At 69.9% G+C, this 19,960-nt stretch carries 22 protein-coding genes and 1 pseudogene; 11 read left to right on the forward strand and 12 right to left on the reverse strand.

Annotation, left to right across the window (positions count from 1 at the left end; translation table 11 throughout):
* Positions 1–81 precede the first annotated feature (81 nt).
* Positions 82–228, reverse strand: a pseudogene (locus K7B10_RS04680) (alcohol dehydrogenase catalytic domain-containing protein); the annotation flags it as partial.
* 187 nt (positions 229–415) lie between these two features.
* On the opposite strand from K7B10_RS04680, the gene K7B10_RS04685 reads away from it, so the two are divergent.
* The 4 genes from K7B10_RS04685 (at position 416) to K7B10_RS04700 (ending at position 3,738) form a co-directional block, all read left to right on the forward strand.
* Positions 416–1,843, forward strand: a complete 1,428-nt coding sequence (locus K7B10_RS04685) for an MBL fold metallo-hydrolase RNA specificity domain-containing protein (RefSeq protein ID WP_229334666.1) — start codon at positions 416–418, stop codon at positions 1,841–1,843.
* Positions 1,844–1,938: 95 nt separating this feature from the next.
* On the forward strand, positions 1,939–2,184 hold the full coding sequence (locus K7B10_RS04690; protein ID WP_308284511.1) for a hypothetical protein: 246 nt from the start codon (positions 1,939–1,941) through the stop codon (positions 2,182–2,184).
* Positions 2,185–2,194: 10 nt separating this feature from the next.
* Entirely contained in the window at positions 2,195–2,863 is a 669-nt protein-coding gene (locus tag K7B10_RS04695; RefSeq protein ID WP_229334667.1) for a CBS domain-containing protein, read from the forward strand.
* A gap of 131 nt (positions 2,864–2,994) precedes the next feature.
* Complete coding sequence (locus K7B10_RS04700) at positions 2,995–3,738, forward strand: hypothetical protein (RefSeq protein ID WP_229334668.1); 744 nt, start codon at positions 2,995–2,997, stop codon at positions 3,736–3,738.
* A gap of 93 nt (positions 3,739–3,831) precedes the next feature.
* Here the strand turns inward: K7B10_RS04700 and K7B10_RS04705 are convergent, their stop codons facing one another.
* The 3 genes from K7B10_RS04705 to K7B10_RS04715 all read right to left on the reverse strand — a co-directional run bounded on the left by K7B10_RS04705 (position 3,832) and on the right by K7B10_RS04715 (position 6,514).
* Positions 3,832–4,602 (reverse strand): ABC-2 transporter permease, encoded by a 771-nt coding sequence (locus tag K7B10_RS04705; protein ID WP_229334669.1) that lies wholly within the window; start codon positions 4,600–4,602, stop codon positions 3,832–3,834.
* A 47-nt stretch (positions 4,603–4,649) separates the two neighbouring features.
* Positions 4,650–5,567: an ABC transporter ATP-binding protein gene (locus K7B10_RS04710; protein ID WP_229334670.1), complete on the reverse strand. Its 918-nt coding sequence runs from the start codon at positions 5,565–5,567 to the stop codon at positions 4,650–4,652.
* A 527-nt stretch (positions 5,568–6,094) separates the two neighbouring features.
* A complete protein-coding gene (locus K7B10_RS04715; protein ID WP_229334671.1) occupies positions 6,095–6,514 on the reverse strand; it encodes a CBS domain-containing protein in 420 nt (139 codons plus the stop codon).
* Between the two features lie 337 nt (positions 6,515–6,851).
* Between K7B10_RS04715 and K7B10_RS04720 the strand changes: the two genes are divergently transcribed.
* The 7 genes from K7B10_RS04720 (at position 6,852) to K7B10_RS04745 (ending at position 10,729) form a co-directional block, all read left to right on the forward strand.
* A complete protein-coding gene (locus K7B10_RS04720) occupies positions 6,852–7,028 on the forward strand; it encodes a hypothetical protein (protein ID WP_229334672.1) in 177 nt (58 codons plus the stop codon).
* A gap of 71 nt (positions 7,029–7,099) precedes the next feature.
* Entirely contained in the window at positions 7,100–7,516 is a 417-nt protein-coding gene (locus tag K7B10_RS04725; RefSeq protein ID WP_229334673.1) for a CBS domain-containing protein, read from the forward strand.
* Between the two features lie 80 nt (positions 7,517–7,596).
* Positions 7,597–7,758, forward strand: coding sequence for a hypothetical protein (locus K7B10_RS04730; RefSeq protein ID WP_229334674.1), 162 nt, complete (start codon positions 7,597–7,599; stop codon positions 7,756–7,758).
* A gap of 99 nt (positions 7,759–7,857) precedes the next feature.
* The gene (locus K7B10_RS04735; protein ID WP_229334675.1) at positions 7,858–8,727 is read left to right on the forward strand and encodes a universal stress protein; all 870 of its coding nucleotides are present in this window, start codon (positions 7,858–7,860) and stop codon (positions 8,725–8,727) included.
* A 434-nt stretch (positions 8,728–9,161) separates the two neighbouring features.
* Positions 9,162–9,767, forward strand: a complete 606-nt coding sequence (locus K7B10_RS04740; protein ID WP_229334676.1) for a CBS domain-containing protein — start codon at positions 9,162–9,164, stop codon at positions 9,765–9,767.
* Between the two features lie 49 nt (positions 9,768–9,816).
* Positions 9,817–9,933: a hypothetical protein gene (locus K7B10_RS41525; protein WP_372481534.1), complete on the forward strand. Its 117-nt coding sequence runs from the start codon at positions 9,817–9,819 to the stop codon at positions 9,931–9,933.
* A 139-nt stretch (positions 9,934–10,072) separates the two neighbouring features.
* Complete coding sequence (locus K7B10_RS04745) at positions 10,073–10,729, forward strand: CBS domain-containing protein (protein WP_229334677.1); 657 nt, start codon at positions 10,073–10,075, stop codon at positions 10,727–10,729.
* A 44-nt stretch (positions 10,730–10,773) separates the two neighbouring features.
* On the opposite strand, the gene mdlC is transcribed toward K7B10_RS04745, so the two are convergent.
* The 8 genes from mdlC to K7B10_RS04785 form a co-directional block, all read right to left on the reverse strand.
* A complete protein-coding gene (mdlC, locus tag K7B10_RS04750; RefSeq protein ID WP_229334678.1) occupies positions 10,774–12,375 on the reverse strand; it encodes a benzoylformate decarboxylase in 1,602 nt (533 codons plus the stop codon).
* 36 nt (positions 12,376–12,411) lie between these two features.
* Positions 12,412–12,795 carry a hypothetical protein gene (locus K7B10_RS04755; protein WP_229334679.1) on the reverse strand — a complete coding sequence of 128 codons (384 nt, stop codon included), beginning with the start codon at positions 12,793–12,795 and terminating at the stop codon, positions 12,412–12,414.
* Positions 12,792–13,160, reverse strand: a complete 369-nt coding sequence (locus K7B10_RS04760) for a nitrile hydratase (protein WP_229334680.1) — start codon at positions 13,158–13,160, stop codon at positions 12,792–12,794. The genes K7B10_RS04755 and K7B10_RS04760 overlap by 4 nt, the downstream gene beginning before the upstream one ends.
* Positions 13,157–14,920 (reverse strand): CocE/NonD family hydrolase, encoded by a 1,764-nt coding sequence (locus tag K7B10_RS04765; RefSeq protein ID WP_229334681.1) that lies wholly within the window; start codon positions 14,918–14,920, stop codon positions 13,157–13,159. The genes K7B10_RS04760 and K7B10_RS04765 overlap by 4 nt, the downstream gene beginning before the upstream one ends.
* A 188-nt stretch (positions 14,921–15,108) precedes the next feature.
* Positions 15,109–16,584 (reverse strand): bifunctional aminoglycoside phosphotransferase/ATP-binding protein, encoded by a 1,476-nt coding sequence (locus K7B10_RS04770; protein WP_229344770.1) that lies wholly within the window; start codon positions 16,582–16,584, stop codon positions 15,109–15,111.
* Positions 16,585–16,687: 103 nt separating this feature from the next.
* Positions 16,688–17,557, reverse strand: coding sequence for a universal stress protein (locus tag K7B10_RS04775; RefSeq protein WP_229334682.1), 870 nt, complete (start codon positions 17,555–17,557; stop codon positions 16,688–16,690).
* 223 nt (positions 17,558–17,780) lie between these two features.
* Positions 17,781–19,145 carry a Ni/Fe hydrogenase subunit alpha gene (locus tag K7B10_RS04780; protein ID WP_229334683.1) on the reverse strand — a complete coding sequence of 455 codons (1,365 nt, stop codon included), beginning with the start codon at positions 19,143–19,145 and terminating at the stop codon, positions 17,781–17,783.
* Positions 19,142–19,960 carry an NADH-quinone oxidoreductase subunit B family protein gene (locus tag K7B10_RS04785; RefSeq protein WP_229334684.1) on the reverse strand — a complete coding sequence of 273 codons (819 nt, stop codon included), beginning with the start codon at positions 19,958–19,960 and terminating at the stop codon, positions 19,142–19,144. The genes K7B10_RS04780 and K7B10_RS04785 overlap by 4 nt, the downstream gene beginning before the upstream one ends.

The following is a 19,960-nucleotide window of genomic DNA, read 5'->3' on the forward strand; positions in this document are numbered from 1 at the left end:
CGGTTGTGTCCACGCCGAGTGCACGGGCGGCTGCCGGCCGCAAGGCCGATCGGGCCCGCTCCGACCACCACGACGTGTCGCCCGGCCGCACGAAGAGATGCAGGAGAGGAGGACCCGGTCCCCGGGCCGGACGGTGTGGACGTCGCCGCCGGTCTCCACCACGGCCTTGACGGCCTCGTGGCCCAGCACGCGGACCGGGGTCACCCCGGGCGCGCCGCCCTTGACGAGTGCCTTCATGACATCGCCCTTCTTCCTCCGTCACGTCCGGTGGGGGCCATCGCCAGGCTGCCCCCGACAGCTGCTTCGCCGCATGGGCCGGTCGGTCCCTGTCCTGCCCCTGTCGGCCCCCTCTCCGCCCCATGCGGCACATGCGACGGTGAAGGCCGGTATCCGCCTCGGAAGGAGGGCTGCCGCCATGGCCGAGACAGCCCCGACGACAGTGCCCTCGTCCTCCCGCCCGGCCCTGCTGCGCTTCCTGGGAGGCGTGCGGACCGTGACCGGCAGCAAGTTCCTGGTCGAGAGCGACCACGCCCGCATCCTCGTCGACTGCGGCCTCTTCCAGGGTTTCGCGGACCTGCGAAGGCGCAACTGGCAGAAACTGGCGTGCGACGCCTCCGACATCCACGCCGTGGTCGTCACGCATGCCCACCTGGACCACTGCGGCTACCTGCCCCGGCTGGTCCGGCACGGATTCCGCGGGCCGATCCTGACCAGCGCCCACACCGCCCGGCTCGCCGAGATCGTCCTCCGTGACAGCGCGAAACTGCAGATGGAAGCCGCTCAGCACGCCAACAAGCACGGCTGGTCCAAGCACCGGCCCGCCGCTCCGCTCTACGACGACAACGACGTGGACCAGACGGTCAAGTACTTCGACCCCGTCCCGGTGGGCGAAGAGGTCGAGATCATGGCGGGAACGAAGCTGACACTGCACCACTGCGGCCACATCCTCGGCTCCGCCTGGGTCCACCTCACGCTGGAGGACGGGCACACGCTCGCCGTCAGCGGCGACCTCGGCCGCCCCGGCCACCCCCTGCTCCTCCCGCCGGAGCCGTTCACGGGCTCGGACGTACTGTTGATGGAGTCCACCTACGGAGACCGGCGCCATGATCACGAGACGGCTCAGCGGGAGTTCGCCTCTGTGATCACCCGAACCCTCTCCCGGGGTGGAACCGTCGTGATCCCGGCCTTCGCGATCGACCGCACCGAGGTCGTACTGCACGAACTCGCCGGACTGCGCCGGGACGGTGTCCTGCCCCACCACGTGCCGGTGTACGTGGACAGCCCCATGGCCCTGGCAGCGCTCGACGTCTACCGCGACGCCCTTCGTTCCCACTCCCCCGAGCTGCGGCCGGAGGCTCTGGCCCAGGGCGATCAGGCGATCAGCCCTGATCCCTTCCTTGCCGCCCGCACGGTGCAGGAATCCATCGACATCAACAACGCCGAGGGCCCGGCCGTCATCGTCTCCTCCGCCGGCATGGCGACGGGCGGGCGTGTCCTGCACCACCTGAGCAGGGTTCTTCCCGACCCGCGGAGTGCCGTGGTCATCGTCGGGTTCGCCGCAGCGGGGACCCGGGCCCGCGACCTCGTGGACGGCGCACGCACCCTCAAGATGTTCGGCGAGTACATCCCCGTACGAGCCGAGATCGCCGATGTACCGCACTTCTCGGCCCATGCCGACGCCGACCAGATCATCGACTGGCTGCGCGGCGCCCCCGCACCCCACACCACCTACCTGGTCCACGGCGAGGAGAGCGCGTCCGAGACGCTCCGGGACCGCATCGACGGCGAGCTCGGCTGGACGGCCGTCGTACCCAAGCCCGGGGAAGCTGTCCTGGTCCGGTGACCTGGGCCGCACGGCCGTGCGTCAGGCGCTCCCGATGCCCCTGAGCCGGGCGCGAGCTCTCCGGGGGAAGGGTTTGGAGGTACACCATGGGCATCATGAGGACCCTGCCGAACGACACGGCACCCGACGCACGCGAGTCCCTGCTCGCCCACCCGGTCCGGGCCCTCGAAATCGACGCCACCGCCGCACGGGAGCCCTGCAAGGAGGACGCCGCGGTGGGACGCGCCGCCTCGATCGCAGTCGCGGCCGTGCTAGCGCAGCGCCTCTCCTCCGCCCGCACGCGGATCCTCGGCCTGTTCGCCCCTCACGGCAGCGGTCAGCCGTTCGCCCACGCCCGCTGAGGAACATGCCATGACCTCCACCCCGTACACCGTCGCCGACGTCATGACCCACAAGGTCGTGGCAGTGGCCCCCACGACAGAGTTCAAGGAGATCGCCACTGCCATCGAGCGGTGGAAGGTCACTGCCCTCCCCGTCGTCGAAAGTGAGGGACGGGTGGTCGGCGTCGTCTCGGAGGCCGACCTCCTGCCGAAAGAGGAGTTCCACGAACACCGCCCCGCCATGATCGAGCACATGCTTCGTCTCGCCGACACCTCGAAGGCCGGCTCCACGTGTGCCGAAGACCTGATGACGACCCCTGCCGTCACGGTGCATCCCGGCGCGACTCTTCCCCAGGTCGCCCGCCTCATGGCCGAGCGGCACATCAAGCGCCTCCCGGTCGTCGACGCCGACGGCACCCTCAAGGGCATCGTCAGCCGCGCCGACCTCCTCAAGGTCTTCCTGCGTTCCGACGACGCACTCGCCGCCGAGGTCAGCCACGAGGTCGTCGAGCAGCTCTTCCCCGTCTCACGCAGGCCCGTCAAGGTCGATGTCACGCACGGAATCGTCACGCTCTCCGGCCAGGTACGCGACGCACACCGCATCCCCTTGGCCACACGCCTCGCCCGAGCCGTCGAGGGAGTCGTGAACGTGCGCAACCGCCTGGAAGCGGTCGATCCCGACCCGGATGACGGAGCCTGACGGGCTGTGCCGCACATGAGTTCGAGTGCGTGCCGGGCGCATCGGTGGTCCCTCCGGCCGGTCGAGCTGATGTGTGCCCTGATGAGCGTGGCCCCGTGCCGCGTGTGTGAGACGTGGTGCAGACTGCTGGCATGTCTGAGGACGCGGCGCACCACACCCCTCCAGACTCACTGCTCCAGGTGATCGACAACCTCGCGCGGTTCCATCGAGAGCATGAGAAGTACTACTCACAGGCGCCACTGCGGCAGGCGGGCGAGCTCCAGGCTCGATCTCGGGCGCTGAAGTCTCTCGCCGACTGGTGGAGCGACGCCGAAGCCGGTGAGCAGACGTCGCCGATTGCCTTCGCGGGCACGGAGGACCTGAATGCTCCAGGGCTCGTGGCGGAGTCGGGGATCCTCTTCATGGAAGGGGAGGGCGAGCCCGTCGAACTCCGGAAGATGAAGAGGGAAGTCGGCATGCTCGCCGAAGAAGCCGAGCAGGGCGGAGCCTGGCTGGCCCAGGCGATGGAGCAGGCGTGGGAGATCGCGGGAAGCCTGGCCGCCTACCCGGCGCTTGCCGACCTGTTGGGGGAGCGGCACCGGATCATCGCCAATGACTGGCAGTCTGCGGGACTGCAGGCCCTGGTCGCTCGGCTGCTGCGCCGCGCCCTTGACCTGCTGGCCAGGGTCGATTTCTCTCCGGCGGCGCTCCGGGCCGACCTGCGCGGCGAGCGGAAGGCCCCTGACTACCTCTATTCGGCTTCTGAGCTGTTCGACCGGGCCGCCGACCTGATGGCGGAGTCAGCGACGCTTGTGCATGAGAACGAGAGGCGTTGGCGCGTGTTCCGTTCCCGGGTTCGCGCATTGCGTTCCGCATGGGGAAGCAGCCGGGAGTGATCCCACCTCGCGAGACGATCTCCATGTTGCAGGTGGGCTCATGGCTACGGTGCCGTCCTGCCACGAGCACGGTGATCATTCGCGGGACAGTCGTCAGGGGGACAGATCCCGCCTCATCAGCAAGGCGTGTGCCGCAACGAGTCCCAGCGCTCCGACGCCGACGAGGACCCCCAACTGCGGCCACAGCACGTGTCCCTGGGCAAGTGCGTCACCCGGCGTGTAGTAGTGGAACGGGCTGATGAAGCGGAGCGGCGCCGCCTTCGACCACGCCAGGGCAATGAAGTTCACCGCGAAACCCACGGCCCCGATCGCGATCGTCGCTCCGATCACCTGGGCCCGCCTGCGCCCCCACGCCGATACGGCCAGGGCCGGCCCCATCAGGCACAACGCAAACCCGCACCCCATCACCCCGGCGGCGAACACTCCGCTGAGCGGCACGTCCCGATGGATGTCCGGCGACAGAGCCACCCCCGTCGCCACCGTCAGCGTGGCCGCCGCGTTCAGAGCCAGCGCGGCCAGCCCCAGCGCGACCGTACGTTCGGCCAGAAGGCGATTGCGGGACACCGGACGAACGATGAGCAGCTCGATCGTCCCCGACTCCACGTCGGCGGCCACGGCCGCCGCCGCAAGGGCACCGATCGCCGTCAGCTGCATGGCGATCCAGAACGGATGCACCAGGCCGGCCCCCAACAGCCCCGGGTAGCTCGCGATCGACACGTCCCCGCTGGAGCCGCTGAACGCCCGGAAGGCGGACGGCGTCCCCTTCCCCCTCCCGGAGAACAGCTGGCCCGGCGGAATCGCGTTCGCCACGATGACGATGAGCGCCTCGAAGACCGCCATCCCGATCACCAGGGCGACCAGCATTCGCCGACGCCGGTGGAGCGCCAGCCACAACAACGGCCATCGGGAGTTCACGGTTCCTCCCCCGCTTCCCCGTTCCGATAGAGGTCCAAGAACGCCTCGTCAAGGCCCGCCTCCTCCACGGTCACGTCGGCCACTGCCAAAGCCAGCAGGCCCCGCAGCGCGGCCACCACCTCGCTCGGCGGCACGAGCAGCTCCACCCGGTCGCCCGCCCACTGCGGCGACCACTGATCCGCGCGCCCCAAGGGCCGAGGCCCCGCCCCGTCGCCGAAGGTGAGCCGGATCCTGCGGGCCCGGGCCTCACGGAGCGCCGCCACGCTCTCCACGGTCACCAAGCGCCCGTCCCGTACGATCGCGACGCGCCCGCAGGCCCGTTGCACCTCGGGCAGCACATGGCTGGACAGCAGCACCGTCCGGCCGCCGGCCGCGGCCTCCCTCATCAGCTCGAAGAACGTCTCCTGCACCAAGGGATCCAGTCCCTCGGTGGGCTCGTCCAGCACCACGAGCCGCGGATCGTGCTGCAACGCTTGGACGAGGCCGATCTTCTGCTTCATGCCCCGCGAGTACTCGCCCACCGTCCGCCGCAAGACCACCGAGTCGAGCCCCAGCCGCTCGCACAGCTCCCCGCGGCGCCGCGACGGCACACCCTGCAGGGCGGAGAGCAGATCCAGGGTCTGCGCGCCCGTGAGCTCCGGATACAGCCGTAGCTCACCTGGCAGGTATCCGACCGCCGGGGCCACCCGCCGGTGATCGGCTATGGGGTCCAGCCCCAGCATCAGCGCCCGGCCCGAAGTCGGCCGCAGCAGGCCCGTCAAGCACCGCAAGGTGGTCGTCTTGCCGGCCCCGTTCGGCCCGAGAAACCCGAAGACCTCCCCGGCCCGCACATTCAGCGTCAGCCCCTCCACACCGACGACGGCGCCGTACCGCTTCGTCAGCCGGTTCAGCTCGATGGCATACCCAGTGCCCATGGAAACAGTCTGTCTCCGTCCTCAAGCCCCCGCCCCACGAACCACGGTTCCGGAAGCCGGCGGCAAGGAGGACGCCATGTCGACGCCGTGGGGCGGGAGCTGGGTGTCCGCGCGGGCTCCGTCTCCCCGGACGGAGCAGCGTCGCTGCAATCAGTGCCATGCCGTGTCACGGGTTGCGCGGGCCTTCCCCGTGGCCGCGCCACAGTCACTGCACATCTCCGACACGAGGCCGACGGATCAGCCGAAGAGATCGAGCACTCGGATGGTGCGTACGGGACGCAGCGCGGGTCGGGGCCTCCCCTGATCCCGGGGAGGAGGCGTCGGCGTCGTGCGTGTCGGCAGCATGCCGCTCGGACCACGGCAGACCGGTTCACGGGGAGCTGCCACGCGTTCCCCGAGTGCAGTCGCATGCGCCGTCACGGCCTCCTCCGCTCGGTATTTCCGGGGTTCGCCGGTGGGCCGCCCGGCGTAGCACGTGGGCGACCGGCCGACCGGGCCGCAGATCCCTCGCCCACCCGCACAGGGCTTCAAGGGACGGCGCAGACGGCTTCGACGAAGTGCCCGACCTGGTCTTCTGACAGATGGCGTGCCAGGTCGGCTTCGCTGATCATGCCGACGAGCCGGTGGTCTTCGATGACGGGCAGTCGTCGGACGCGGTGCTCTTGCATGATGTGCAGGACCTGCCCGCTGTCTGCGTCCGCAGCGACCGTGAACGGCTTGCCCTCGGCCAGCATGCCTGCCGTCATGTGGTGCGGGTCCTTGCCCTTGGCCAGGCACTTGATCACGATGTCACGGTCGGTGATGATGCCGTGCAGCCGGTCATCCGGCCCACAGATCGGGAGTGCTCCCACTCCCAGTTCGCTCATGCGGCGTGCCGCGTCCATGAGCGTCTCCTCCTCGCGGACGCAGGACGCGCCCTCGTGCATGATCTCTCGCGCGGTCGTCACGGCCGCCTCCTGGTTGGTTGTGGTGACGGAGCACGGAACTCCGAGTGACCCTCCTGAGGGTCCGGGAACACGCTGCGCCCAAGTCCCCCCTCCTCGTTCCATCTGCCCTGGGCACGAGCGCCCGACAGGGACTCCTCCAATCTGCGCCTGGCCTGGAGAACGGTCTTGAGACCATCGGGTCCTTTGAGGGGACCATTCGGCCCAAACGGGAAGTGATCACCTTCGACTCGGGCCACCAGTGAAAGCCTGCGGCCACACGGGTGGCTTCGGTACCGCCCCCGGCCGGATGCACGGGCCGCCTTCGCGGCGATGGCGCAGTCCGAGGGGGAACATCCGAGTGGCGACGCTGAAGTCCGAGGCCAAGGCATTCCTGACACTCCGAGTCAGATTGCACTTCGCGGGCAGCTCCGTTCGGCTCGTCAACGCCCCCGGCCATCGCGCCGTGCCGCTGACCGACGGCATGCTGGAAGGGCGGCCGTCCGATCTACCCGCGGACGCCGAAGCCGCAGCATGAACTCCAACCTCCTGCTGCCCCACGGGCCGCAGGGTTCAGGGAGCAGCTGAACGATGAACGTATCCGATCGAATGAGCGCACCAGCAGTGACGATTCCTCCGCGGACGCCGGTCGGTGAGGTGGCCCGGCAGATGAGCGAGTACGGGATCGGTTCCGTGGTGGTCACGGAAGGCGGGGCACTTCGGGGTATCGTCACGGACCGTGACCTGGCCCTGCGCGCGCTGGCCGGGGGCCTGGACATGGACGAGCCGGTGGACGCGGTAATGACGTCCCCGGTCGTCACCGTGAAGGCGACCGACGACATCCACGAGGCGTACCGGACCTTCCGGAGAACCGGGGTCCGCCGCCTGCCTGTGCTGAACGGAAACCAGGTGGTGGGCATGCTGACCGTGGATGACCTGCTGATGGACGTCTTCCAGCGGGTGGCGGACCTGCTCGGCCCCGTCGCGTGGAGCGTCCTCGAGGAACCACCCGGGCCGCCCTCCTGAACGTGTGCCTCCGCCCTCACACACGCCTTGGCCCGGCCGCGGAGAGCGATCCCTGCGACGGATCGCTCCCCCTCCCGGGCATGGGAGCTCCGACGCACGGCGGTTGCCGACAGCTCGCGCCCCACATTTTCATCGAGGCGCTGAGCGGGCGCACCGCTCTCGCCCTGCCCGAGACCGACTGTCCGGCGGTGAACACCCCGGACGGCTGCGCGGCCGCGGCTCCGGAGAGCAGCGGGGGCTGATCGGTCCCACATGGGGCCACTCGGCCCCTCCTCGGTCACCGCGCCGCAGGTGACGCTGGAAGAGGGCCGCGTTGCTGCGGCGCCCGAGGAGGTCTCGCCATGAAGCACCATGTGACCGTCGGCGTCGACGGCTCTCGCGAGAGCCGGGCTGCGGCTCGGTGGGGCGCCCAGGAGGCGGCCTTGCGGGACGTGCCGCTGAGGCTCGTCCACGCTGTCGACTGGCTGATCAGTCCCGCGGTACCGGGGCTGGGCAGCGAAGGAGCCGACCGTTGGGCCGACGAGGCGCTCACTGACGCGTTGGAAGACGTGCGTCGCCGGCATCCCGGGCTGGAGGTCTCGACGAGAAGCCTCTCCGGCAGGCCGGCGGCAGCCCTGGCCGCGGAGGCGGTCGACGCCGGGGTGCTCGTACTCGGCTCCCGCGGGGTGGGGGGCCTGGTCGGCTTCCTCATCGGCTCGGTGGGCTTGTCGACACTGGTGGCCACCGAGACGCCAGTGGCGCTCGTACGCGTGTCGGACGCGCCCGAGGAGGCCGAGCCCATCCGGTACGGGGAGATCGTCCTGGGTATCGACATCCACGAGGCAGCGGACAAGGTTTTGACCTTCGCCTTCGAGGAAGCCGACCGTCGCGGCTGCGTCCTGCGTGCGGTCCACGGCTGGAAGATGCCCTCCATCTACCAGTACGCGCCCTTCTTCGACCCGGAGAACGAGCGCGAGATCGGCCGGAGTGTCACCGTGATGCTCGACGACATGCTGATGCCGTGGCGGCACAAGTTCCCGTCCGTTCGCGTCACCCACGAGGCGTTCATGGGGCCCGCCGGCGAGCAGCTCGTCCGGGCCGCGGCGAGGGCGGACCTGGTCGTTGTGGGTCGCCACCTGCGCCGCTCGCCCCTGGGCGCGCACCTGGGGTCCGTGGCCCATGCGGTCCTGCACCACGCCGCGGCGCCCGTCGCGGTCGTCGCTCACGACTGACGGCCCCCTTCACGAGGCTTCACGAGGAGATCGGACCATGTCTCATCGCACTGTCGCAGACGTCATGACCCGGAGTGGGGCACCGTCGAGACGGCCCGCTCCCTGCACGTGCGAGGTGTCAAGCGTCTCCGAGTGGCCGACGAACTGTCTCCGGTTGCCGACCCTCGCCATGCCACGCACGCCCCCGCGACACGGGGCGAAAGCGTCCGCCGCCTCTCGCGGATCCCGATCGTGCGGTGCACGGCCGCCAGCCGCTTCTCCTCATCCTCCCAGGGACCCTTGCCCTCGATTTCATGAAAGTACGCCCGTCCATGAAGTACGCCCGTCAGCTGGAGAACCGTGCTGATCTGCCCGAAGCCCCCCTGACGGCCCTACCGCCAGGCGGGCACAGGTGTCCACGATCGGATGTATCAGGACGCCGCTCTGGAGGCATCATGAAGCACCTTCGCACCGTCGAGGACGTGATGACCCATGCCGTCATCTCCGTCGACCGCAGAACGCCGTTCAAGGACGTCGTGGAGTCCATGCGGCAGTGGCGGATCAGCGCTCTGCCCGTCGTGTCGGAGGAAGGACGGGTCGCCGGCGTGGTGTCCGAAGCGGATCTGCTGCTCAAGGCCCAGGGCGCGGACGAGTCCCGCGCAGTCACCGCCGGGCAGCTGATGACCGTACCGGCGGTCACCGTGACCAAGGACGCCACCATCCCCGGCGCCGCTCGCCTGATGGCCCGCGGCCACCTCAAGCGGCTCCCCGTCGTCGACGGCGACGGCCACCTCATCGGCGTGGTCAGCCGGGGCGACCTCCTCAAGATCTATCTCCGCCCCGACGCCGATATCGCCGAGGAGCTCCGCGAACTGATCATGGCGGAGCTCATCCCCGCCGGATCGGCCATGGTGCAGGTCCACGTGGCCGACGGCATCGTGCACCTGGACGGCTCCATCCCCGACCCGGCCCTCAAGGACGTGCTCGTCCGGGTCGCACGCACCGTACCGGGAGTCGTGGACGTATCGGCCGTGCGCCTCGACACCGAAGTCCGCTCGTGAGGGAGGCACCCCGTTCAAGGAGATCGCCAGGCTCCTCAAGGAGTTCGGCATCTCCGCCGTTCCCGTGGTGGACGGGGCCGAACGTCCCATGGGCGTCGTCTCCGGCCGACCCGCTGCGCAAGCGCAGCTCCGGCAGCGGTACGAACACGGCCGGCGATCACCGTAAGCCGGCGCGGCCCGGTCCCATCGTGCTGCGCCCGTGCCAGAGCGTCGACGGCGTCGTCGACGTGGTCAACCGGCTCGACTACGCACGGGACGACGTGTCGGTCGGCGCCCGAACGCCCACCGAGCGGTAGGAGAAGAGCATGAAGCACCGGGAAGTCCGCGAGCTGATGACCCGCGAGGTCGTCACCGTCCCCCACAACGCTCCGTTCAAGGAGATCGCCCGCACCCTGACGGAGCACAAGGTGTCGGCCGTTCCGGTCGTCGACTCCGCCTGCCGACCGCTCGGCGTGATCTCGGAACGGGACCTGCTGCCGAAGTCCGCCGGCCAAAGCGACTACTTCCGGTCACTTCCCGAACGGGAGGCCTGGCAGGAGGACAAGGCAGCGGGCACGCGCGCCGAGGAGTTGATGTCTTCGCCCCCCGTGTGTGCCCGGCCGGACTGGACCGTCGCCGAAGCCGCCCGGTTGATGGAAGCCCAAGGAGTCAAGCGGCTCCTGGTCGTGGACGACTCGGACGTACTGATCGGAATCGTCAGCCGACGGGACCTGCTGCGGATCTTCCTGCGGGACGACGAGGACATCCGTCACGAGATCATGGGTGACGTGCTCGACCTCAGCCTGCGCCAGAGCCCCTCGGCCATCACGGTGGGCGTCACCGACGGCCGGGTCGAGCTGCAGGGAACGGTTGACTACAAAAGCCTCATCCCACTCATCGAACGCCTCTGCCGGACCGTGGACGGCGTGGTTTCCGTCACCTCGAGTCTCGGATACGCCATCGACGACACGCCCTCAGCCTGAGCGAGCCGCTGGCCGTGCCGAGTACCTCCGGACCCCGTGGACCGTCAGCATGTCGGCGCGGCCGGACCGTCCAAGGGCTGCTGGGGCACCTCGATCAGGCGCGGCTCGTCAGTGGCCAGCGCGTCCTTCACCGCCCCCGTCAGCCCGGCAAGGGTGTCGACCCGGGTGGCGGGAATCCCGTACGCCGAGGCGATCCCGGTGACGTCGACACCGGGCAGTTCGAGGCCGGGTACGCCTGGCGCCCGCATGACCTGGGTGAACTTCTTGAGTGCCCCGTACTCGCCGTTGCGGGCGACAACGAACACCACCGGGACGCGGTACCGGGCGGCCGTCCACAGGGCACTGACCGTGTAGTGCAGGGCCCCGTCACCGAGCATGGCCAGCACGCGGCGCGAGGGATCGCCCAGTTGCAAGCCGATGGCTGCCGGCAGGCCCCAGCCGAGGCCCCCGGATGCCGGGAAGAACAAGCTGCCCGGCTGTGAGATGTCGAAACGGTCCCAGGTGGTGTCGACCGATGTCCATTCGTGGGCGAGAACGGTGTTCTCGTGTTTGGCCTCGTTGAGGGCGTCGACGATGGCCTCCGCGCTGAACGCTGGTCCGGGCTCGCCCAGGCGGTTGGTTCGTACGAGTGGTGGTGGCGGCGGCCGGTGGCGCGCAGGCATCGTGTCGGCGAGCCGGGCCAGGGCGTCGGAGGGGTTGCCGACCAGGATCTGGCCGAACGGGGCGCGGGTGGCTTCGTCGGGATCCGAGGTAACGGCCCAGAGCTCGGCGCCCGGCGGCAGGTAGTCGCCTTCCTCGAATTCGTGGTAGCGGAAGATCGCCGCTCCGAACGCCACCACGAGATCGTGTCCGCTGAAGTGACGTGCGACCCCGGGGACATCCGACGGCAAGACACCCCGAAAGCCGGGGTGCCGGGTGGGAAACGGACAGCGCGACGGGCTCGGCGCCACGAACACCGGAAGGCCGAGCTGGTCGGCGAGCCGGGAGGCACCACTCCACCCGGTGGGGTTGTCGATGCCGGGCCCGACGACCATCACCGGGTTCGCCGCCCCGCTGAGCCGGCGGCGCAGCAGGTCGAGGGTCGGCTCGGAGACGACCGGGTCACCCTGCACGGAGCGGGCCTTGAGATGCTCCAGCGCGCTCGGATCCGCCTCGTGGTCCCAGTCGTCGAGAGGCAGGGAGAGGTAGACCGGGCCTGCGGGGGCGGACCCTGCGAGCAGGATGCCCTGGGAAAGCGCCTGAGGAACGTCCTGCGGGCGCAGGGGTTCGCAACTCCATTTCACCAGCGGATCGGCCAGTGTCGTGGCATCGACGTTGGTGAGCAGCGCATTCAGGGCGGTGTAGCGTCGGGCCTGCTGTCCGGAGGTGACGACCACCGGCACGTGGCCGGACTGGGTATTGGTCAGATTCCCCATCGCATTGCCGGTGCCGGCCGCAGCATGGAGGTTGACCAACGAGGTCCGGCCGGTCGCCAGCGCGTAGCCGTCCGCCATCGCGATCGCCGCGCCCTCCTGGAGAGCGAGGACGTAGCGGAAGTCGTCGGGGAAGTCACGCAGCAGCGGCAGCTCGTTCGAGCCGGGATTGCCGAAGATGGTGGTGATCCCATGACTCCGGAGCACCTCGAAAAACGCGTCGCGTACGTTCACGCCACTTTCCTCTCCCGGGGTACGGAGTCTGCACCGTCAGTGACCTGAGGTGGAGTCGTCGGCATCGCCCGTGCCGCCCTCGGCTGCCCATAGCGCTCGCATGTCCCGCAGCACCCAGGTGAGCGTCTCGTTGGGGATCAGGTAGCCACCGATGCCGCTGCTGTGCAGCATGTCGTAGACCCGTCCGGACACGTCGGCCCGTCGGGCGGCCGGGTCGACACCCGGCTCGGGGGGAGCCGGGACGACCGCAGTGATCGTGTCCGGACGCTGCTCGATGACCTCGATGCGGTAGTCGCCTTCGATGAGGGCGCCGAAATAGGCGGCGAGGGCCGCCTTGGGGTCGGCCAGCAGCTGCGCCCGCATCGCCGGGTCGGTGCTGAGCAGCCGGTAGTGCTCGGTGAAACGATCGGCACCGCTCATCGGCCGTCCTCCCCGCCACGGTTGCGGTGCTGCTCGCGCATCTCCAGCAGCGCCGTCTTCGCGGCCTGCGGCAGGATCCAGACGAACTGGTCGCCGCTGCGCCACAGGTCCATCTGATTCACGACGCTCTCGCCGCCGACTTCTTCAGGGAACACGGGCGGGATGACGAGGTACAACGTGTCCGGCCGCTGGACGCGCACGTCGAACCGCAGGCCGACCGGCACGTCGACGCCGAGCCGGGCCAACGCCGCGCCGGGATTGTCGGCCACTGCGGGATCGCTCCAGGCGAGCGTGGTGAGAGCTTGCTCGAGGTCAACGGTGCCGGGGCCAATGGGACCGGCGTTCTGATCGGACGCATGCGTCACGCGCTCACACCCGCCCCGGGGGTGCGCCGGGCGGGCTGCTCAGCCACGGACAGCATCAGCCTTGACGACGAATGGATGGTGTTCCGGCTGCTCGTGCCGACCGGCGCGTGACGGAACCCCATGATGGCGGGGGTCCTGTCGTCCTGGTCGTCGCTCGTGACGACGAGCCGGACGCGGTGCCCTGCGGCGAACCGCCGCGCATTGGTGACGAGCGGGATCCGGTAGGTGGTGACAGAACCCGGGACCACGATGTCGGCCTCACGACAGGGGAGCTCAGGTGGCCCGACCGAACCGGCTCCAGTCCGTCGGAGGCTGGCCCGGAGCCATCCCGCGGTGATGTCGACGACGGTGTCGTCGGACGCCACGTCTTGGAGTGTGATGATCCATGCCGTATCGGTGGCCGTGGCGCTGGCGTGGAGCTCGACCTCGAAGTCGCCGACGACGTCGAGCGCCTCGGTCAGCGGCTCGCTGGTCCACTCCAGCCGGGAGGGGGGGTCGGCGTCGCTCGGCCGTGATCGGCCGAGCCCCGCACCGAGCACCATGAGCGACCGCTCGCCCGGGGCCCCGTGGTCGTTGCTGAGCCGCCCATCGGCCCGAAGGCTCCATTCGCGTTGCACACAGCCCTCAGGGGGCCACGTGTCGCTCGTGCGCCACTCGTCGGCGCCGGGCATCCAGTATCGGATTGCGGGGCCGTCGAGGATGCCGGTGTCCTGACCCTTCAACCAGTGGTCGAACCAGGCGAGCGCCTCGACGTGGAGGCTCTCCCAGGGCCACGTCAGCCCGAACTCACCGAGCATCCCGACCCGGACGACTGGAGCATTGGTCAGCGCCCGCATGGCCGCGAAGGTGGACGGGAGGTGGAGGGGGACGTTCTGCCAATCGCAGCCGAGATAGGTGGGAACCTCGACGCGGTCGAGCAGCGGCAACAGGTTCCGTTCGTCCCACCACTCGTCACGCAGGGGGTGCTCGACCGCCATCGCGCGCCACAGGTCGTCCCACGGGTGCGGATCGTGGTGGAGCTTGAGTGCGGCATGCAGGAGGGCGATCGACGACTCGCCGTTCATCGTGGCGAACTTCCGGTGCAGCGGCGCCGTACGGAGAACCTGTCGGGCCGCGTCGACCAGCGGCCCGCGCCAGAACCGATCGCTGCGAGCCGAGGTGAGGCCCACCATGGCAAGGAACGGCGTCACGAAGCTGGAGCTGAACAGCCCATGGTGCATCACCGCCTCGTACAGATCGGTGGTGACGGCCACGGGGAAGATCGCGCGAAGGTGCGCCGGGCGCTCGACAGCTGCCTCCAGTTGGGCCATGGCGAAGTAGCTGATGCCGATCATTCCGACGCTGCCGTCGCACCACGGCCGGCCCGCTGCCCACTCGACCAGGTCGTGCAGGTCGCGACGTTCCTGGGCGTCGAAGAACCCGAACGTCCCGCCCGAGCCGCCCGTCCCTCGGACGTTGGCGATCACGTGCACGTAGCCGCGCGGCACCCAGAAGTCGGATGCGCCGGCCTCGATGAAGCCCATCGGCGCACCGAGGTCCTGGATCTGGCGCGGATACGGTGACGCCGCGATCAGTGCGGGGAACCGGCCGTCGCTGTCCGGTCGATGCACGTCGGCCAGCAATTCGATGCCGTCGCGCATCCTGACGGTGACATCCCGATCGCACCGCATGCCGTGTGCCGGCACCGACAGGTTGCGGTACTCGCGGCCCGTGGTCTGCGGACCGTTCAGTTGGCGCTGACCCCGTTCGGCTCCTGCCACCTTGGGCACGGGCTTCCTTCCCTGTTCACTCACACGCAGCGGCGGCACCCGACCGAAAGCCAACAGGGCATGCGGCAGGACAGCACGGGCCCTGGCTCTTCGTACGGGGACCAACGACCCGCCCGGGCCCCGCGGAGCGCGATGCCATCGCGGTGAGCGGGACCGCGCACACCGCGTCGCCACGCTGCTCAGTCCGGCTCCATGTAGGGGCGGCGGAAGACCGGGGCCTGGCCGGAGCCGTACGGGTGTACGGCCGCCATCGCCTGGATGACCGCGGCCTCCAGAAGGCCGCCGGTGTCGATGGGGACGGCCTCCTCCCACGGCGGCTCCGCGGCCGCCATGGCGGTGGCCACCTCAGGGGTGGCGTCGGACGCCCCGGGGGCGCGGGTGCCCAGGCGCGCTGCCGACACGTCTCCCGGAGCCTGGCAGTGCAGGGCCACCAGGTCGGCGCCGGTGCGTTCGGCCACGCGGAGGGCGGCTTCACGCTGTGCGGCATCGGACCAGGTGGCGTCCAGGACGACGGACTCGCCCAGGGACAGCAGGGCGGACGCCCGGTCGAGCAGCGCCGCGTACGTGCTCGCGGTCCACTCGGGGGTGTACAGCCCTTCGCCGTAGTCGGCGGCAGCGGATTCCTCCACCGGCAGGCCTGCCAGCTCCTTGCGGAGGCGGTCGCTGCTGAGCAGCGTGACGCCCAGGCGATCGGCCAGCGCCCCGGAGAGCGTGGACTTCCCACTGCCCGGGAGGCCGCCGACGAGGGTCAGGCCGACAGCGGAAGTGCGCAGGTGGCGCAGCGTCGCGGTGACCAGTCTCCGCGCGGCCGTTTTCGCGCCGCGAGCGCCTTGAGCCGCCTGGATCAGGGAGACCTTGGCCCGGACGAACGCGCGATAGGCGACGTAATGGTGCCAGAGGGACGGCGGTGCGGGGTCACCGGAGTACTCGCCGTACTGGGCGAGGAAGAACGCCGCGGCCTCCGGAGCACCCGTCTGCTCGAGGTCCATGGCGAGGAAGGCCGCGTCGTCGAGGCCGTCGACGTAGCGGAGGCGGTCGTCGAACTCCAGGCAGTCCAGGACGCGGGGTCCGTCGTCGAGGCAGAAGATGTCCTGGGCGAGCAGGTCGCCGTGGCCGTCGACCACCCGACCCTGTTCGATACGCGCGTCGAACAGTTTCTCGCGGCCGGTGAGGTAGCGACGCACCAGGCGCTCGATCTCCTCCACCCCGTCGAGCAGCCGGACGTCTTCGGTCACTTCCCTGACCTGCATGAAGCTCGCTTCCCAGCGAGCGGACAGCGCGTCCCGCCTGCCCTGTTCGTCGATGTCCGGGCCACGAGGCGCGTCCGCGTGACGGGAGGCGAGGAGGCGTGCGACGGTCCTCAGGGCGTCGTCGACGTCGGCGCCTTGACTCACGAGAAGGGACAGGCGGCGTTCCGCCGGCATCCGGCGCATCACCACGAGAGGTTCGGGCGTGTCGGAGTCCGGTCCGCGAAATTCACCCAGGCCCAGGTAGACGTCAGGAGCGAAGCGACGGTTGAGGGCGACTTCTCGTTCGCACACGGTCCGCCGGGCCGCCGTGGTCGTGTAGTCGAGGAACTCCAGGTCGACCGGCTTCTTCAGCTTATAGGCGCGGTCGCCGACGAAGAACAGCACGGCCGTGTGCGTCTCGCACACCTCTGCCCGCGGAAGTGGTGGAACACCGACGCCGGTGCCGGTCCGGAGTACGGACGCGTCGGTCCGGTGCGCCGGCACCGACGGCTCCTCGCGGTGGCTCGGCTCAGTCATGGGGAATGACGGCGACGGGGCAGCGCGCGTGATGGATCGCGGCCGTGGCCACGGCACCCAATGGGGGTGCCAGAGTGGGACGACGCATGCGTCGGCCGACGACCAGAAGCCCTGCGTCCTCGGCGGCGCGCACCACGGCCTTGGTGGGGCTTTCAAGACCGATGCTGTCGGCCACCTCCACACTCGGAAACTTCTCGCGCCAGGGGCGGAGGGCGTCGCTCAGCAGCTTCTGCGCGTCCTGCGTGATCTTCTCGGTCACGTCGTGGTCCGTGCCCCAGGGAGCATGAGCGTGCAGGGGAACGCTCCGGCCGTGGACGGCCCGAAGGGGCACGCCGCGCGCCGCCGCGGCGGCGAAGGAGAACGCGAGCAGGTCGTCGCACGGACCGCGCAGTTTCAGTGCCACCACCACGCCGCCCGAGGCATCCGGAGCGGACGACGGACCCTCCGTCCCTGCCCGTACCAGGACCACCGGCCGCTCGGCCCGTGCGACGACGGGCATGCTGATGTCGCCCAGGAAGTAGCTCTCGAAGGACTCCAGTCCGCGCGAGCCGAGCACGGTCATCTCGGACTCCGCCGCCGCTTTCAGCAGCGCCTCCTGGGCATCCTCGGCGACCAGGTTTCCGACGATGACCAGGCCCGGGTGGCGCGCTTGGAGCTCGGCCTTCGCGTTGTGCACGATCCGCTTCGCCCAGTAGTTCTGATCCATCTCGGCGGGAACGTGGGTCGATTCCGGTGTGAGCAGGGGCCACGCGTGCAGCAGGCGCAGCGTGAGTTTGCGGCGGTCGGCTTCGTCGGCGGCCCAACGGGCGGCGGCGAGGCTCTCGGGTGAGCCGTCGAGGCCCACGGTGACGACTGGCTCCATGCCGACTGCTCCTTCTGGTAGGTGACTGGAATGGCGGTGAGGTGTCCGTCCCGGCCGGCCCGGAGCCCTGTCGTCCCCGCGCTCGCGCCGGTAGCCGTGCAGCGACCGTAAGCGGTACTCGACGAAGCACCTGTGCCAACGCGCCGAGCTACGCCCTCATGTCATCCGAGGAGCGCCCGAAGCCTCCCCGCAGCGCGCAGGAGGCCGTCCTTCCAGGGCGTGATCAACGGGTGCGCTCGATGTCCAGTTCCAGGAAGTGGGCCGAACACGAGATGCACGGGTCGTGGTTGCGGACGGCCCGCTCGCACAGCCGGGTGAGCTCGGTCTCGGAGCCCTCACCCCGATCGAGCCCTGCTTGGACCAGCCGGCGCAGGTCCTCCTCGATGGCGCCCTGGTTCTGGGCGGTCGGCGGAACGATGCGGGCGTCGGTGACACGGCCCCTGCCGTCGAGCGCGTAGCGGTGGTACAGCAGGCCGCGCGGCGCCTCCGTGGCACCGTGCCCGGTGGCGGCACGCGCGGGCACCTCCGCGTACGGGTGGGCGGGACGCTCGTACTCGGAGATGATCCGGAGGGCCTCTTGCACCGCGTACAGGACTTCCACCGCACGGACGAGGATGCTTCGGTACGGGTTCCTGCAGACCTCTCCCCGCCCGGCGCCTGCCTGCGACGGGGGGTCGCCCAGCCCGGCCTCCCGTGCCGCTTGCAGGGCCAGCGGGGACAGCAGGTGACCGCTGACCGCCCAGCGCGCGAGCGCACCGGTGAGATGCCTCCGGCCGTCCAAACGGGAATGGAGGGCTGTGGAGTGGGACACCTGCTCCTCGGCCACGTGGTCGGTGAAGTCCCGCAGGGGGAAGCTGTACGGCGGGAGCGCCGCGTCGTACGGAAGCACGGTGGGCACGCCGGACTCGATGGCGTAGGTGCCCGGCTCGGCGAGGGCGAGCAGGTCGGCTTCACACTCGGCGTCGGGGAATTCGAAGCCGGCGACCCAGCGCACCGTGTCCCAGGCGTCGTCGAGGGCGGTGCGCAGCCGCTCTTCCAGGGGGCGGAGTTCGGCGCGGGTCGGGGCGCGGTGGAAGCCTCCGATCCGGACGTTGACGGGGTGGATGGCCCGGCCCCCGAGCAGTTCGACCACGGCGTTGCCGGTCTGCTTCAGGCGCAGTCCGCGCTTGACGTGCTCCAGGTGCGAGCGGGACAGACCGATCACGTCGTCTTCGCCGAGGAAGTCCGGCGCGTGCAGCATGTGGATGTGCAGGGTCTGGCTCTCGATCCACTCGCCGCAGTACAGCAAGCGGCGCAGGGCGGCCAGTTGTCCGTCGACGACCACGCCGCACGCGTCCTCGATGGCACGGCAGGCGCTCATCTGGTAGGCGACGGGACAGATCCCGCAGATGCGGGAGGTGAGATCGGGTGGCTCCGTGTGCGCTCTTCCCCGGAGGAAGGCCTCGAAGAACCGCGGTGGCTCGTAGATCTTGAGTCGCGCCTCGACGACGGTGCCGTGGTGGATCCTCAGGTACAACGCGGTCTCGCCCTCGACACGGGCGAGGGAGGGGATGCGCAGCTCCTGGGCCCGGGGCGTGGGATCACTCATCCGGGGCCCTCCGCGTCGGTCGTGCCAGGCTGACCTTGCTCTTCCACTGCGGTGAAGGCGGTCACGTTGAAGGTGTGCAGGAACCTGCCGATGTCCTCCTCGCTCATCCCGTCGCGCTGCATCAGCGGGACCAACGCCGGAAGGTTCGTGGTTCCGGCCGGCCCGAAACAGCCGTAGCAGCCGCGCCCGTAGGTCGGGCACAGGGCTCCGCAGCCCGCGTGGGTGACGGGGCCGAGGCAGGGCGTGCCATGGGCGACGGTGACGCAGACGTTGCCGCGCCGTTTGCAGGAGAAGCAGACGCTGTGGTTCGGGATGGCGGGCTTGCGTCCGGCGAGGAAGGCGGTGATGACCTCGACGAGCTGTCCGCGGTCGATGGGACAGCCGCGCAGTTCGAAGTCGACGGCTACGTGGGCGGAGATCGGAGTGGAGGCAGCGAGGGTCTCGATGTATTCGGGGCGGGCGTAGACGGTCGCCAGGTACCCCTCGACATCGGCGTAGTTGCGCAGCGCCTGCACACCGCCGGCCGTGGCGCAGGCACCGATGGTGACGAGGTGGCGGGCATCGGCGCGGATGCGCCGGATGCGCTCCAGGTGCTCGGGTGTGCTGACAGACCCCTCGACGAGGACGAGGTCGTACGGGCCGGGCGCGGGCTCGCTGGACGCTTCCGGGAAGTGGGCGATCTCCAGTTCGGCGGCGATGCAGAGCAGTTCGTCCTCGCAGTCGAGGAGGGTGAGCTGGCAGCCGTCACAGGAGGCGAGCTTGAAGACGCCGAGGCGGGGGCGGGCAGGCGGCTGGGGTGTGGTGGGGGTGCTCAT

It is taken from the genome of Streptomyces flavotricini (genome assembly GCF_020639365.1).
GTDB classification, from domain to species: Bacteria; Actinomycetota; Actinomycetes; order Streptomycetales; family Streptomycetaceae; genus Streptomyces; species Streptomyces flavotricini.